Here is a 14,860-nt window from a genome sequence, read left to right as displayed (position 1 = left end):
TTACAGGGCGAGCATGGCGGCGGCGACCTGGTCGGCCGCGGTGTCGCGTAGAGCGGTGCCCATGTCAGGGATCATTGCCCATCGGCCCGGTGCCCTGGGAAGGAAACCTGCCGTGTGAAACCCGGCAGAACTACAGCAGCACTAGGGCCTTACCCGGGTATCCATTCCTGGCGCCGACGCTGACGCTTGTATCGGGTACAGCGGCTCCTCGTCGCCGACGGCTCGGGCTTCGCAATCTGCTGTCCGAGACGGCACCGACCAACCGCGCGAGGAGTTTTCATTCGTAAGAGAGGCGGGCCCCGCAATGCTCACACTGGCAACAGATTCCCAGTTCGTCGAATCGTGTCGGGAGGAAGGACTCGACGAAGCGGAAGCTGCGCGCTCGGTAGCCGCCGGGACGATGGTATTTCTTCGGTCCGAAGACAGTCGTCACATGGAGAATTTCAAGCCGCTCCTGGTCGGTACCGGTACCAGGCCCAAGATCAGCGGTCTGATCGGGCTGGGGCCCCGCGACACCGACCGGCAATCCATCGTCGACACGATGAGCGTCATCCTCGCCGCACGCCCAGACGCCGTCATGGACCTCACCACCAATCCGGAGGGCGTCGCGCTGCGCACCGATCTCAAGGAGGTCATGGGAGTTCCACTCGGCGCTTGCTTGACATACGACTTGTTCACCGATCCGCGGCGGCGCATGAGCCGCGGGGAGTTCCTCGAGCGGTTCGAGATGGGATTGGCGACCGGAGTCGACTACGTGCTCGTCCACATGGGCATCACACCGGCGATATCCGAGGCGATGAAGAAATCGACCCGTATCGTGCCGACCACCTCGCGCGGCGGCGGCCTGATCGACCGCTACATGCGAATGAACCACTGCGACAATCCCTTGATCGAGCACCTCGACGGCATCATCGAGATCTGCCGACGCCGCGAAGTCGTACTCGACCTCGGCGATATCTTCCGCCCCGCCTGCACCGCGGATGCCGCCAACGATGAACTGAAGTGGATGGAGCTGCGGCTACTGGCCCAGCTTCGCGACGAAGTCCTGCGCGGTGGGGTGCAGGTGCTGTGTGAAAGCGGTGGGCACATCCCGCTACACCTGATCCCCGAACTCATTCCCGCATATAAGGAAGCCTTGGGCGGCGCGCCGCTGTGGCTGGCCGGGCCGATGGTGATCGATAACGCGGTCACTCTCGACCAGGTCGTCAACACCCTCGGCATCCTCACCGCCGGCCAGTACGGCGGCGACATGTTCGCCTCCATCACCCACAACGAGCACTACGCCATGCCGACAGCGCCCGATACCGCCGAAGCCATCCGGTTCGCACGGGTCGCGATCGCTGCGCTGGAGCTGGCCCGCGGCCGGGAATCCGAAGTCACGCACCAGCGTGCGATGGGCCATGCGCGGCGCCGCAACTCCTGGGCCGAACAGGCCGACCTGGCGCTGTACCCGGATCTGGCCAACCAGGCATTCATCCAGGAAGGACTCAAAGACGGAGCCCCTTGCACGATCTGCGGAAAATACTGTCCGCTGGTCATTGTCCACAAAGACGGCGAAAAGCCGGTGACGACTTCCGCATCGCTGCCTACGCCCGTAATCAGGGCGGGAAAATGATCACGCCGGCCCCCACGGTGGGACACAGCATCGTGCGACGCCTCGACAACGCCGCCGATCTCGAAGACGCCGCGACCGCCATCGCCGACAACCTTCTGTCGATCGGCCGACGCGTACCTCCGAGCGACTGGCTGATCGTCGGCGGGTCCCTGGCACGGGGCGAGCCCACCTTTGTCCGGAACGAGGGAAAACGGGTGCTGCTCTCCGATGTCGACTTCCTCTACGTTCATTCTGGACAAGATCCGTCGATACCGGCGGAGAAGCTGATCGAAACAGCCGAACAGTACTTCTCGGTAGTCGATCTCATGGTCCTTCCCTTATCCGGCTACCGCAGTATCCGGACTTCGCTCGGTTACGACTTCAAAAACCTCGGCTTGCCCGTCACCGAACGCGGCATCCCGGACCACTTCCGGGTCGAGCTGGACGCCCGCGACGCTTACGAGATCCTGCTTTACTACACCCAGGCGTATTTCTGGTGCGGGTTGCACGACTCCTGGCTGGCCGGTGCGGACACCATCCAGTACCACCTCGTGACCAATCGGTTGTGTATGAAGATCTTGCGCGCCACTGCGATGCTCGATGGCGCCTACGCGCACCACGACTTCGACCGCATGGCCCCGCACCTCGCCGAACGAATGCAAGCAGAACTGCGCTGGCGCAGCGATCCGGACCTGCCCCCGATGAGCGTGGGCCGGTTCTGGACATATCTCGCAGATGCGCTGGCGCGGTTCGATATCGAATTCGGGCAACCGCGGGCCGACGCGGTCAACCACAGCCGCTACGCGACCACCAGCAGCGGCCGGATTGTCGCCCGCCATCACCATGCGGTGCATCATCTGGCGCGGGCCATGACCACCGCATGGCCTATCACCGGGGATCCGCGCGCGTTGGCTACGGTGAAGCACCGAGTGTGGGCGCAGTACACCGGCTGGGACGGCACCCGCGCCCAGCCGAGCCCGGAGGAGTACTTCCGCCGCTACAAGCAAGAAATCCACGATCATCTGCTGGCAATGAAAGTGCAGGCCGTATGAAACTGCTGGTCACCGGAGGCGCGGGCTATGTCGGCGCCACCGTCGCGCGCATGGCTCGCGACGCAGGCCACCAGGTCGTCATCGTCGACGACCTCTCCCGCAACGACGAGCGACAGATACCCTCCGGCGTCGTCTTCGCGCGCCTCCGCGTGCACGATATCGCCGAAGTCCTCACCCCCGACGCCGGCTTCGACGCCGTCCTGCACTTCGCCGGCCTCATCGCCGCCGGCGAATCCATGTCGCACCCGGAATGGCACTGGGACAACAACACCCGCGCCTCGCTGGCCTTGCTCGACGCTATGGGCGCCGCCGAGGTCGGTCGGCTCGTGTTCTCCTCCACCGCTGCCGTCTACGGCGAACCGACCCAACTGCCGCTCACCGAGACAGCACCCACCGACCCGGTCAACACCTACGGCGACACCAAACTCGCGGTCGACCGAGCCATCGCCTCCTACACCCGCACAGGAGCCCTCGGCGCGATCTCGCTGCGCTATTTCAACGTCGCCGGCGCCCACGACTGCGGCGACGGCACCATGATCGGTGAGCGGCACGACCCCGAAACCCACCTCATCCCCTTGGCCCTCGATGCCGCAACCGGACACCGCGACAAGTTCTCTCTGTTCGGCGACGACTACCCCACCCCCGACGGCACCTGCGTCCGCGACTACATCCACATCACCGACCTCGCCCGCGCACACCTCCTCGCGCTCGACACCATCCACCCGGGCGAGCACAAGATCTACAACCTCGGTAACGGCATCGGCTTCTCCAACCTCCAAGTCGTCCGCGCCGTCCGCGAAGTCACCGGCACACACTTCGACATCGAGATCGCACCGCGTCGCCCCGGCGATCCCGCTACGCTCTACGCCTCCTCGGATCTCGCGCACCGCGAACTCGGATGGAAACCGGAGAAACCCGATATCACCGACATCGTCCAGGACGCCTGGACTTTCCACAGCACCACTCGGCGCGGCTGATGACCATGCCCTCGCTGACCTCCGAATACGCAAGCCCCATCCCGCTTCAAGCCCGGATCGCCACCCACCAGGAACACTCCGAACACCCCGACGACCCCTCCACCGCGGTCCTGGCCGCTCTGGAACTCACGGGCACTGAGGACCTCGCCGATATCGGCTGTGGTGACGCACGATTCCTCGCCCACCTGCACGCGGCTGGACACATCGGACGGCTCGTCGGTGTGGACACCTCAGCCGCGATGGTGGCCGCCGCGGCCGCGATCGGTGGCGTCACCGCGGTAAGCGGCGATGCCCAGAACCTACCCGTTCGAGATGGCGAGTTCGATGCGTGTACGGCCCGGCACATGCTCTATCACGTCCCCGACCCGCTCGCCGCACTCTCAGAATTCCGGCGTATCACCCGCGCCGGGGGCACCGTCGTGGTGGTCGTCAACCACGCCCGAACCTGCCACTACACACACCAACTCGTCGCTGCCCACGCCCGCAATCACGGCCTCACCCCACCGGACGGAATGATCAACCACACCGTCACCAGCGAAACTCTGCCCGACATGATGCGCGAAATATTCGGCAACACAATCATCGAAACCCATGACAACGCCCTGGTTTTCGACCAGCCTCGGCCTCTGATCACGTTCGCAGAGGCCCTGTTCACCTTCTACGGCATCGCATCCGACGCCCCAACCCGCGCTCAAATCCTCGCCGACGTCACAAGCGAAATCGAGCACTGGTTCTCCTCTCACCCAGGCCAAGCCTGGCGCGATCCAAAGGGCTACACGGTCGCAACAGCAACGCGCTGACTTCGTGAGCAGAGCGGCCGCATTCGCCGTGGAGATTGAGAGCAGACCGATCAAACACCGACAAGTGCGCGGCCAGCGTTACGCGCCTTACCTTATCGGCTGCGGACACCGGTCGGGCGGCGGCCACGGGCTGCACAGCACCGAATCGCCCTGGCTCAGCCGCGACGGAATTCGCCGTCGGCCACACCTTTGCTGAAGGCATCCCATTCATCAGCGGTGTAGCGGAGCGTGGTGGTTTTTCCGGAAGTGTCGGCGCCGGTGAGTTCAGCTCGATCGTCCCCGTCGATGGCGACCGCGAGAGTGTCGACCGTGCCGGACCGGCTGCTGAGCACGAGGTCGAGAAAGCTCGCCCAGCGGCCGGTCGGGACAGCAATTGTCGGCTGGGAGGTGGGGACGTCGGTGTACTCGTGGTTCTGTTTGCTGTCCCGGATGAGCACGCGATCGCCGTGGAACCGGACCTCGACACACGACGGGCCGTCATTGGAGTACGACGACTTGAAGAAGCCACCGTTATTGCTGGTGACGGGCTTAGCAGTGCTCATCTTGTCAGGCTATCCTATCTGCGACTTGCCGGATCAAGGCCGAGGACTCCTCGGAGCTCAACGCCAGGTCGAGTTGCCGGTCGAACAGGATCCGCAGCTCGCGTACCCGGGAGGCGTCGTCGATGATCCCCCCGGGTAGCGACCGATTCGTGCCATGCCAGCGACGGAAGCATGGAGCTTGCGAAGTGAATGATGTGGAACGGCGAGCCCGACAGGATCGGGCGTATCGGTGCAGTAAAAGGGACGATTCTGATATCTATCGTCTCGTGTCGCGTCATGTTGTTGAGGTGGCGCAGTTGACCGGCCATTACCGCGGGACTGCCGGTGAGCTGATGCAGCGCGGCTTCGTGGATCAGCGCTGTCAGCTCCAGCGGGTCGTCGCCGCCTAATCGTTCCTGTCGTTTCATCCGGGCCTCGATATAGAGGTCGGCGTCGACCGGGCGGATTCGGGCGATATCGGAATCCATAATCGCGCGGGCATAATCCACGGTCTGCAGCAGGCCCGGGACAATCAGCCCTTCATAGCTCTGGATGGTCTTCGCGCCGTGCTCGAGGCCGAACAACCTCAAGGTCTCGGCGTCGAAGAGGGCGGAGAAATCCATCCACCAGCCGCGCTCACGGGCATCCGCGCGGAGCGATTCCAGCAGCTGCCGTTCCTCGTTGTCGGCAGCGGCAATGCCGAACAGTTTCAGCAGCGCGTGAAAGTTCTCGTCGGTCAGAGCGCGACGGTCGCTCATGAGCTGATGCCAGTGGTTGGTGGTGATGCCCAGCGCTTTGGCGGCGGTCTTGACATCGATCTGCTGCGCAGATTTCCACTGGGTGACCCGAAGCAGCAGTTCCCAGCGGGCAACGGTGGGTGACTTCACGCATCAGCTCCTTCCCTGAGGTCAGGCCGATCCTACATCTCGGCTGTGAAACCATTCAGGCAGTTGTGCTGACAACTTGTCAGAGCTACTGTCAGACATGCCATCGGCCACGACATCCGACTAGTTCGGATCGAATCTGTCAGACAGGGGAGAAGTCATGCCGATACAAGTCATCGACCGGACACTGATGGTCAGTGACCGGTGCCGACATCAAGCCAGAAGCGTCGGCGACCAGCAGTGGGTGGTCAGCTTCCTGCCCGGCCGCACGCTGTCGACGGAGCAGGCCGCCGCGGCGATGCAGATCGCCGAATCCGTCGCAGACAACCTGATATTGGCCCAGCACCTGGGGTTGACCGTGCTCGAAGCCTGCGGTCTGGCTGCCAAAGAGCCCCCGCCCGACGACGAGTCGGCCGTCACCACACGGCGCACATTTCGTCGGCTCGGCCGCCGGGCGATGCGGCGGTCGGCATGAGAAGCCATCGCGCGGTAGAGATTCGGCGGGCCTCGGCTGTCCTCGTCATCATGTTCAGCGCGGGAGCAGCCCGTGGCCGCCGGACAGCGGAGCAGGCAAAGGAGGCGTCGCGATCCAGGCCGATGCCTGTTGCCGGGCCCGGCGGTCGTCATCGGCGGGAGGCATGATGTTCGAGCGGTGTCACAGCGCGCTCGAAGTTGCCCATGTATATCGCGCAATGGGTTTCGATGCGTCGCTCGTCTTCCATAGAGTCGCGCTGACCGCATCCAGCGCACTCGGAGCCGTGGTGATGCCCGCCGACCTGGGCGCCAGGGTGCGCCGCGAACTCACGGACGGCCGACGTGTGACCCATGTGCCGATCATCAGCTTTCACCGAACCGACCGAGAATGGGTCTTCCTTGTCGGTCCAGCTGCAGGCCGCAGTCTGGGCGACAGCGCCCGAAATACGCTCGACGCTGCTGGAGTGCGAATCCTGACTTCCGGACAGCGAGTATGGCTTCCGATGAGCGACAGCTTCATCGAGTGGTACTGGGTATCGCCACCCGCCCATGACACAGACCTACCGTCGCGGACCACGGTGCTAACCGCCACGCGTCATCTCCTGTCCTTACCGCCACGCTCGGCGATACGGCGGTGACCCGTGTACACCGGCACCGCCACGAATCCAACGGCGCTGTTCCCCTCCGGCGAGGAACTGCTGTCCGCCATACGGGGGCACCGTGTCTCCGCCCATCCCCTGACCGAGCTGGCCCGAGACTTCGGCCGGATGCACCGGCGCCGACTCCACCGGATTGTCCCTTCGGATCCCCATCGTCGAAACACCCTGGTACATGCCGTCAATGAGTGGGTGGCGCACCACCTCCCTCCCCCGCATCCGGCATCGACACTGCACGCCGAGTCGATAGGAGTAGTGATCGACCGCCTCGCCGAAACACAGGTCTTCGCATTCCATCTGCTCATGACGATCGAACCGACCCACCCCAGCGTCCACAAGGCCTGGTATCGACTCGCCGAACTGCGCGACTACTACACCGACCTGACCACCGCGGTCACCAACCGGTCACTACGCCTACCGCCCGCCCGGCTCTCGTGACTGCGGACCAGGTTCGCCGCTCACACACGAAGGAGCATCGAAATTTCCATGTCCGGCCTATCCTCACCCGACCGATGGATACGACCGCACATCGCTGGGACGCCCGACGATCTCGTGATCGTCGATACCGATATCGGCTGGGACCCGGCCGATATCGTTGCCCTGGTAATCGCGGGCCGAATGGTGCCGAATCTGGCAGTAGTAACCGCGGACGAAACTCGCGGCCGCCGAGCACAGCTGGCCCGTCACCTTCTGAACCTGCTCGGTCGCAGCGACGTCCGCGTGATCGCCGGCTTCGATCTGGGAGGCGAAGACCGCTTCCTCATGAGCAACGACCATCCGCCTGCTCCGCCGATGGAGGACTTCCTCGAGCGCATCCGCAGCCTCGATCGGATGATCGCTGCCATCGTCGAGCTCTGCGACACCACCACCGAGCCGATCCGCTGGGTGGGGCTCGGTCCGATGTCCAACCTCAACGCCGTTATCTCCCGCATGCCCGAGATCTCCGACCGGGTGACGGTCACCCAGATGGGCGGATCGCTCGCAGGCTATCGAGACAAGACCCAAGCCTCACAGAATTTCCGCACCGATTACACCTCCGCCGGACTGGCATTGCGGGCACTGCACACACCACGCCTGATGCTCGCCGACCACACCAATGCTGCCGCCATCCAGCTGACCCCCGACTCTCCACTCCTTCCGGCCCTCGAACACGCCACTGCATCGGACTGGGCGCAGTTGCTGGCGCAGCACCTGCGGGCGTGGTTCACCCGCAAACCCGGAACGTCGATGCAGGACCCGCTAACGCTCAGTGCCGCCCTTGGCCTGCCTTTCGTCTCCGTCCACACCGAACGGATCGGGATCCGCGCTGATGCCTGTATCTACCGCACACCCCACGGACGACCGGTACAGGCATCCAGCGCTGTCGACTACGAAGCATTCCTCACCTGGATGTACGAGATGATCAGGCCATAACCGCACTGCTCGCGTTCTTCTCACGATGGGGTCGCGACGAAACTCCGGCCATTCGCCAGCCAACTGATCGGTTCCGTAGGCGAGCCTCTCAGTTCGCGACCAGTGGTCTCATCGTGTGAGTGCAGGCTGCAGCGTGCTGTCGAACTTGTCGATGAAGCGCCCCAAATGCGGATCCGAACTCGGGAGACCGTAGGGGTCGAGATCCCACCAACGGCCGCCGTCGAACTCGTCAGGGTCGAGAGCGTATTGCTCGCGACGGTGACCATGAGCAACGAACCACAGCGAGGTATCGACATGTCCACCAGTCGGACCGACGGTGGTAGTCACGGTCAGAAACAACGGCACGTCACCAACGACATCGAAACTCACATCGAGCCCGAGTTCCTCTCGGGCTTCCCGGCGCGCCGCCGCCAGCGGGTGCTCGAAAGGTTCCAGATGCCCGCCCATCGGCAGGTTCAAGCCGGACTTGCGGTGCCGGCCCAGGTAGATACCGCGTTCGATGGGGTCCACCAGGACCACGTAGGACACCAGATGCGGTGAAGGTATGGCCGGTGGAACGCGACGATAAATGTCGTCGGTGCCAGCAAGCCACGCCAGAGTCTGCTCGATATGTTGCCGCTCCAGGTCGTCGACCGGAGTAATCGTGTCGATGAGTTCGGCAACGGCTGCCGTGGCGGACTCCATGCACACGAGGATATCCATCCTCGACGACATCATCTTCGGGCCGGGAGTCCGGATCCTCCGGCTCTCAAATCGCGCCCACCATCTCCCGCAGGACCGGCAGGCTGACCGACCCGGAGCCCAGAACGGTGTCGTGGAAGGCCGCGATATCGAACCGTGCCCCGAGGCGGGCGGCCGTGACGGCGCGTTGTCGCTGGATTTCCAGCTGCCCGATCTTGTAGGCCACGGCTTGGCCGGGGATGGCGATGTAGCGGTCGACCTCGACCTCGATCTCGGACAGCCCCGCGGGCACGTTCTCGGTCATATAGTCGATCGCTTGCCGGCGGCTCCATCCCTTCGCGTGCAGTCCGGTATCGACAACGAGTCGGCACGACCGCCACGAGTCGCCGGTAAGCATGCCCAGGCGAGCCAGATCATCGTCGTAGAGGCCCATTTCGTCGGCGAGGCGTTCGGCGTAGAGGCCCCAACCCTCCACGAAAGCGGTATTGCCGAACGACTGGCGCTGGAACCGCGGCAGGTGGGTGAGTTCGCCGGCGATGGTCAGCTGGAGGTGGTGTCCCGGGATGGCCTCGTGGAACGCGACCGCTCCGGTTTCGTAGCGGCCCCGATCCTGCGGGTCGTGACCGTTGACGTAATAGGCGCCGGGCCGGGAGCCGTCGGCCGGCGGCGGGAAGTAGTAGGCCGCCGGTGAATCCGCTGCGAGGAATTCGGGGACCTCGACGATGTCGCAGGTTTGTACGGGTAGCCGGCCGAACCAGTCCCCCATCCGGTCCGCCGCGGCGGCGAGGTAGCGGCGGGCGTCGGCGATGATCTGCTGTCCGTTGCGGTAGCGCAGGCTCGGATCGGTGCGCAGCCGAGTGAAGACCGCGGCGACGTCGCTGGTGCCGAATACCCGTTCGCCCATCGCGGCATACTCACCGCGCAGCCGCGCCACCTCGGCGAGTCCGAGCTCGTGGATCTCGTCGGCGTCCGCATCCGGCAGCGTGGTGTGCTCACGTAATAGTCGCTGGTAGATATCGGTGCCGTCGTCGCCGAGCCAGCACAACCCGGCGCGCTCGTCCGGCCGGGACACCGGCAGCAGCTCATCGGCCAGGACGTCCCTGTACCGGGCGAACGCCGGCCGGATCACCTCGGCCACCACCTGCGCCAGCTCGGCACGCCACCTGCTCTCCCCGTCCCAACTGGATGGTCCCGCCATAGTGGCGAACGGGTCGGCGCCGAGGTCCGAAGCGAGATAGCCGTCGAGCTGGCGCAGAGACCGCTCGATCACCAACCGGGCAGGCAGCCGGCCCGCGGCCAATCCGTCACGAAACCGCCGCTCCGCCTGTGCGAGCATGCTCCCGAACTGCCGGTACCGCTGCAGCAGCGCCCGGGCGTGCTCGGGTTCGGGGGCCTGTATCTGCGGGGCCAGCGTCAGGGCGGTGGCGTGCACACCGTCCATCTGGTCCGAGGCCAGTTCCAGTGGCCGCCACACCAACCGGTCGACTTCCGTGGCGAGTGCGCCACGCAGCAAGCTGTAGGTCACTCGCTCCGGTTCGTTCAGCCCGCCCGGGTCCAGTGCGTTCACCCGGGACAGCAGGTCGGTCATGGTGGCCAGCCGCTGCTGCTCGGCTTCGACCGAGAAGTCCTCGATCTGGGCGTCGAAACGGTGGTCACCCAGTGTCGTTGCCTCGGTCGGCGCCGCGGCAAGTACCGCATCCCAGTACAAGTCCGACAACCGTGCCAGCTTCGCCTCCATCACGGCATCATGCCCGACCGGGCCACTGTTCCGAGGGCCGATCCGTACGAAATCCGAGTGCCATCCCTGGCGAGCGGGACTGGCGCTGGTAGTTGCTCCCTGTTGGCAACTGTTACGCGGCCGTCGCCCCTGGGTCGGGTCCGATTCGGGAACCGAACGACCCATGGTGCACGGCAGACCGCTGTCCGTCGTTCTGGAGTTGCTTTTCCGTCGGTGCACTCGCGGAATCTTGCCTGCGTTGGAGCACGATGACGTCCTCGTGGGCGATCAGGTGGACGGGCAGTCCGCCGCGTCGATTCTTGACGATGAAGTCGCGCTGGAAGAAGCTGCTGCGGGCAATGAGGTCGTCGTCGGCGAGGCGGCCCAGCAGCGCGACGCATCGTTCGACGGTTGTGAGTCCGGCGAGGGTGCCGCAGGTGGTGATATGGGTGGGCAGGTCGATCAGTTCGGCGTGCTGACGCCAGGGGCGTGCGGTGATGACGACGTGTCCGCCGGGTTTGAGGTAGTCGGTAACTCCGGTGAGGATCTTGGTGAATCCGGTCAGTAGCCGGCCGATGCCGACATTGGCGAGGTTGCCGCGGTCGAGGACGGAGCCGTATCGGTGGTCGTACTTGCGGACACCTTCGCCGGCCTTGGCCCGGACATGGCCGTGAGTGGAGTCGCCGTACGGGGGTGAGGTGATCACGAGGTCGACTCGCCCGCGCAGGTTGGCGGGAAGCAGAGTGGACAGTTTGCGGGCATCACCTTGGTAGACGGCTGCATCCGGATCGATACCGGCAGCGCGGGTGAGGTCGATGTTGCTGCGGGCGAGGTCGGCCCAGCGGGTTTCGTATTCGACACCGACCGTGCGGCGGCCTCGGTGCAGCGCTTCGACCAGGGTGGTGCCGATTCCGCACATCGGGTCCAGGACCAAGTCGCCGGGGCGGGTGTATGCCTCGACGGCGTGGGCGGCGATCGCGGGCAGCATTTTCGCTGGGTGTTTCACGCTGTCGGGGTGGTAGCGGCCGGATCGTTGGGTGGCGGGTGCGGCCTGCGCGGTCGCCCACACCGACACACCACTGGTGCCGACCGTGTGTTCGGGCTTGGGAGTGGGGGTCATCGAAGGTCCTCAATTCGGGGGTTGTGACGCGGAGTCCCGCACGCGGGATACCAGGAGTGCGTGACGGCCGAAATTTGTGCGACGAGCGCAGCGCCAGCTCAAGGTCGCAGGAGCACGGTGACGTCGGTGTGCACGACGATGTGCCCACGGGCTTGCCCGGCGGTATCGGGTGCGGGGGCCACGATGGTGTCGTCGCTTATCGGTGCGGCGACGATGTGTTGGAGGAAGAGCAGATCGGCGGTCTGGCCAGCGGACACGACGTGACCGGTCGAATCCAACAGGGCACCTGCGGGGGTGTGGGTAGCGCGGGTGAATACGACCAGCACGCCGCCAGACGCCAGCCGCGTAGCCGCCAGCGTCACGATCTCGTCCACCACAGAGAGTGACGTGTTCTCGGGAGGCAGCAGGCTCGCCAGGATGAGCGAGATCTTGCCGTCCTCGCTCGGAGCCGGAGTTCGGGACGTGGCGGGACCGGCGGCGAGATGTTCGATCACGCTGGAACGGCCGAGGCCCTCGATGGTGGTGAGCGCGGCTTTGGTGTCCGGTGTCAGGAAGCGCCGACGCCTGCGGGCAGTGGGAGCCGGTGAGGACACAACCGTCACCTGGTCTCCCGGTCGGGAGAACTCGATGACCGCGCGGGACACGATCTGCTTCGGCCACTGGGTGTCGGCCTCGATCGGTTCAGTTCCGCCCGCCCAGATCGTCGACGGGACGTCCACCGCGGGAGGACGGCCGCGCGACGGGGTCGAACTGGTACGGCGGCGAGTTCGGATATGTCCGGTCATCGGCGGGTCCCTCTCAGTCCAGTGCATGAGGTTTAGGCACTGGACAACTCCCCGGGAATTCGCCGTTTTTGGACACCGCCCCATCTCGGAAACCGATTAGCCTCAAGCAATAGATTCCAGAGTCACTCGAAAGTCGAATCAATTTGTAGGAATTTTTTGACCGAGCGCATTCCGTCTTTCTACCGTGCGATGTACCACGCCACCGGAACGCCACCGAAAGTACACAGATCCTGGTAGAAGCCTTGTTATTCGCGGTGTTCACCACCGTATCTCCCCGGGATTCGTAGTCTGTCATCGTTCATCGCTGGGCATTCGGAGGTTTTTTCGGGGTTGCTTGGGGGTCATTCGGTGGCGTTTTGGTGGCGCTCGTTCTGTGTCCTTGCCGGGTCAGTTCTTACAACTACCGAATGCAAGGGAACGGGTGACCATGAACGCGAAATACGATATTTCTGCAAGGAAGAGGGGCCGAGCGGAAAGCTCGCCGCTGGCGGTGGTCAGGTCGGCATTCGACCGAATATCTGATCACTTGGTGCCGTTCGAGGCGGGCGAGGTGCCTGAGCTGGGTGGGCAGGTGAGGACCTGGGGGCAGGTGCGGCAGGTGCTGTCGGATCCGGGTGTGCCGATCGCGACCGTGGACGCGGTGTGGGTGAGGCTGATCAGCCGGTCCCGTGTCGACGGGGCGGACGCGGCGCTGATATGTGCTGGTATGGCGGCGCCGATGTTGGCGGGGATGGCGAGTGTCTTCGGCCCACGCCGGCGGGAGGATCGCGCCGATGTCGAGGCCGACTTGCTTGCCGCATTCTTCGCCGAGCTGTCTCGAATCGATCTCGAGCGGCCGTTTCTATGGTTTCGGCTGCGTTGGGCCCTGTTCCGCGGAGGCCGTAGCTGGGTGCGGCAGGAGGCAGCTGCGCCGGTGCCGGGCGCAGACCTCGGCACCGATGCCGGCGGTCACGAGCCGGTGCCGGCGATGTGGACCCCGGAGGGCCATCCGGAGCAGGTCCTCGCGGAAGCGGTCGCGGAGAACGTGATCACCGCCGAAGTGGCGGAGTTGATCGCGGCCACGCGGTTGGAGGCGCAGTCGATGACGGCTCTCGCGTCTCGTACCGCTGGGTTGTCGCATTGGGCATTGCGTAAGGCGCGGCAACGCGGTGAACGAGATCTCGTTGGGTGGTTGGCTGCCCGCGCCGCAGCAACCGACCCCGCCCGGACCAGCACCGTCGAGCGCCGCGCCTTACATCAGCTTTCCTGTGACGGCGACGACCGGGCGGCAGAGCTTGCGAAGCAGCGGCAGCGTCTCACCGGTCGTGACCGGGAGTTGCTCCACTTGCTGAGCACCGAGCGTGAATTGAGTGCCGCGCAGGTCGCGGATCGGTTGTTTCCCAGCATCGACACCGCCCGCAAGCGATTGACGGCGTTGACCCGCCGCGGGGTCCTGACTCGGTTCCGCAGCCACCCCGGCGACGGTCACCGAGGTGTACCGCCATGGCACTACGCCCTCGGTCCGACCGGTTCAGCGCTCCTCGCCGCAGACCGACGCGACCCCCTGTCCGCGACACGGCCGAGGCCCGCACACATGACGCGACCGCAGCAGTCCATGCCCCCTCCTGGGGCTGCACCAGCTGAGCTGCCCGCGACCGTCTCGCGGGATCACGTCGCGACATCAGGCGATTCGCCGGAGACGTCCCGGTCCAAATCCGGGACGCGAACGCGGAGTAACCGATGCGGGCGGACATCGGCTGCCCCCGCATACCCGGCAACTGTGGAGGTGAACCGCCGATGCGCATGATCGGTATCCCCGAATCCCTTTCCTCGACCTCACCAGGTCGCGCACCCCGGTCCCGGCCGGTCCGGCGGGCGTTTGCCTGGTCGACAGCTCTGGCCCTGATGGCGTCGATGATCGTGGTGACCGCCGGTACTGCTGCCGCGGAGCCGGTGTCAGTGCTGGCGATCGCTGAATCGTTCGACCAGGTGCTCGACAACATCCGCAACTGGCTGGTCGGCATCCTTGCCGGCCTGGCGACGGTATGCCTCACCGTCGGCGGCGCCCGATACGTCCTGGCCTCGGGTGATCCCGGTGAGGTCGAGAAGTCCAAGACCGCACTGCGGGCGGCATGTATCGGCTATGGCCTGGCGATGCTCGCGCCGGTCATCGTTGCCGTCCTCAAATCGATCGTGGGTGCTTGACC

Annotated in this window: 15 protein-coding genes; 9 read left to right on the top strand and 6 right to left on the bottom strand. The window is 65.0% G+C overall.

Annotated elements, in window-relative coordinates; genetic code table 11:
* The first annotated feature begins 304 nt into the window (after positions 1-304).
* From ABZ827_RS21350 to ABZ827_RS21335, 4 genes are read left to right on the top strand one after another with little or no spacing between them, the layout of a single operon-like run.
* Positions 305-1,615, top strand: coding sequence for a phosphomethylpyrimidine synthase ThiC (locus ABZ827_RS21350; protein WP_357239119.1), 1,311 nt, complete (start codon positions 305-307; stop codon positions 1,613-1,615).
* Complete coding sequence (locus tag ABZ827_RS21345; protein WP_357239116.1) at positions 1,612-2,646, top strand: hypothetical protein; 1,035 nt, start codon at positions 1,612-1,614, stop codon at positions 2,644-2,646. Before ABZ827_RS21350 ends, ABZ827_RS21345 begins: the two co-directional genes overlap by 4 nt.
* The gene (gene galE / locus ABZ827_RS21340; protein WP_357239113.1) at positions 2,643-3,623 is read left to right on the top strand and encodes a UDP-glucose 4-epimerase GalE; all 981 of its coding nucleotides are present in this window, start codon (positions 2,643-2,645) and stop codon (positions 3,621-3,623) included. The genes ABZ827_RS21345 and galE overlap by 4 nt, the downstream gene beginning before the upstream one ends.
* Positions 3,623-4,423, top strand: coding sequence for a methyltransferase domain-containing protein (locus ABZ827_RS21335; RefSeq protein ID WP_357239110.1), 801 nt, complete (start codon positions 3,623-3,625; stop codon positions 4,421-4,423). Before galE ends, ABZ827_RS21335 begins: the two co-directional genes overlap by 1 nt.
* 155 nt (positions 4,424-4,578) lie before the next feature.
* Here the strand turns inward: ABZ827_RS21335 and ABZ827_RS21330 are convergent, their stop codons facing one another.
* Together ABZ827_RS21330 and ABZ827_RS21325 are read right to left on the bottom strand one after the other, a co-directional pair.
* On the bottom strand, positions 4,579-4,965 hold the full coding sequence (locus ABZ827_RS21330; RefSeq protein WP_357239107.1) for a DUF397 domain-containing protein: 387 nt from the start codon (positions 4,963-4,965) through the stop codon (positions 4,579-4,581).
* Positions 4,966-4,979: 14 nt separating this feature from the next.
* Positions 4,980-5,831 carry a DUF5753 domain-containing protein gene (locus ABZ827_RS21325; protein ID WP_357239104.1) on the bottom strand — a complete coding sequence of 284 codons (852 nt, stop codon included), beginning with the start codon at positions 5,829-5,831 and terminating at the stop codon, positions 4,980-4,982.
* Between the two features lie 157 nt (positions 5,832-5,988).
* Here ABZ827_RS21325 and ABZ827_RS21320 point away from each other — a divergent pair, with 157 nt between their 5' ends.
* From ABZ827_RS21320 to ABZ827_RS21310, 3 genes are all read left to right on the top strand, one after another.
* Positions 5,989-6,303 (top strand): hypothetical protein, encoded by a 315-nt coding sequence (locus ABZ827_RS21320; RefSeq protein ID WP_357239100.1) that lies wholly within the window; start codon positions 5,989-5,991, stop codon positions 6,301-6,303.
* A 766-nt stretch (positions 6,304-7,069) separates the two neighbouring features.
* On the top strand, positions 7,070-7,396 hold the full coding sequence (locus ABZ827_RS21315; protein WP_357239609.1) for a DUF4254 domain-containing protein: 327 nt from the start codon (positions 7,070-7,072) through the stop codon (positions 7,394-7,396).
* A gap of 48 nt (positions 7,397-7,444) precedes the next feature.
* Positions 7,445-8,371, top strand: a complete 927-nt coding sequence (locus ABZ827_RS21310) for a nucleoside hydrolase (RefSeq protein ID WP_357239097.1) — start codon at positions 7,445-7,447, stop codon at positions 8,369-8,371.
* A 108-nt stretch (positions 8,372-8,479) separates the two neighbouring features.
* On the opposite strand, the gene ABZ827_RS21305 is transcribed toward ABZ827_RS21310, so the two are convergent.
* The 4 genes from ABZ827_RS21305 to ABZ827_RS21290 form a co-directional block, all read right to left on the bottom strand.
* The gene (locus ABZ827_RS21305; RefSeq protein WP_357239094.1) at positions 8,480-9,055 is read right to left on the bottom strand and encodes an NUDIX domain-containing protein; all 576 of its coding nucleotides are present in this window, start codon (positions 9,053-9,055) and stop codon (positions 8,480-8,482) included.
* A gap of 64 nt (positions 9,056-9,119) precedes the next feature.
* Positions 9,120-10,790, bottom strand: coding sequence for a DUF885 domain-containing protein (locus ABZ827_RS21300; protein WP_357239092.1), 1,671 nt, complete (start codon positions 10,788-10,790; stop codon positions 9,120-9,122).
* Between the two features lie 112 nt (positions 10,791-10,902).
* Positions 10,903-11,889 (bottom strand): DNA methyltransferase, encoded by a 987-nt coding sequence (locus ABZ827_RS21295; protein WP_357239089.1) that lies wholly within the window; start codon positions 11,887-11,889, stop codon positions 10,903-10,905.
* A 98-nt stretch (positions 11,890-11,987) separates the two neighbouring features.
* On the bottom strand, positions 11,988-12,674 hold the full coding sequence (locus ABZ827_RS21290) for a hypothetical protein (protein ID WP_357239086.1): 687 nt from the start codon (positions 12,672-12,674) through the stop codon (positions 11,988-11,990).
* Positions 12,675-13,203: 529 nt separating this feature from the next.
* Between ABZ827_RS21290 and ABZ827_RS21285 the strand changes: the two genes are divergently transcribed.
* Both ABZ827_RS21285 and ABZ827_RS21280 read left to right on the top strand, forming a co-directional pair.
* The gene (locus ABZ827_RS21285; RefSeq protein ID WP_357239083.1) at positions 13,204-14,460 is read left to right on the top strand and encodes a replication-relaxation family protein; all 1,257 of its coding nucleotides are present in this window, start codon (positions 13,204-13,206) and stop codon (positions 14,458-14,460) included.
* Positions 14,451-14,858, top strand: coding sequence for a pilin (locus ABZ827_RS21280; RefSeq protein ID WP_357239080.1), 408 nt, complete (start codon positions 14,451-14,453; stop codon positions 14,856-14,858). Before ABZ827_RS21285 ends, ABZ827_RS21280 begins: the two co-directional genes overlap by 10 nt.
* The last annotated feature ends 2 nt before the right edge of the window (positions 14,859-14,860 follow it).

Origin of the sequence: Nocardia sp. NPDC019395 (assembly GCF_040632335.1) — a bacterium.
Classification (GTDB): domain Bacteria; phylum Actinomycetota; class Actinomycetes; order Mycobacteriales; family Mycobacteriaceae; genus Nocardia.
This window is presented reverse-complemented; position numbering and strand designations above follow the sequence as displayed.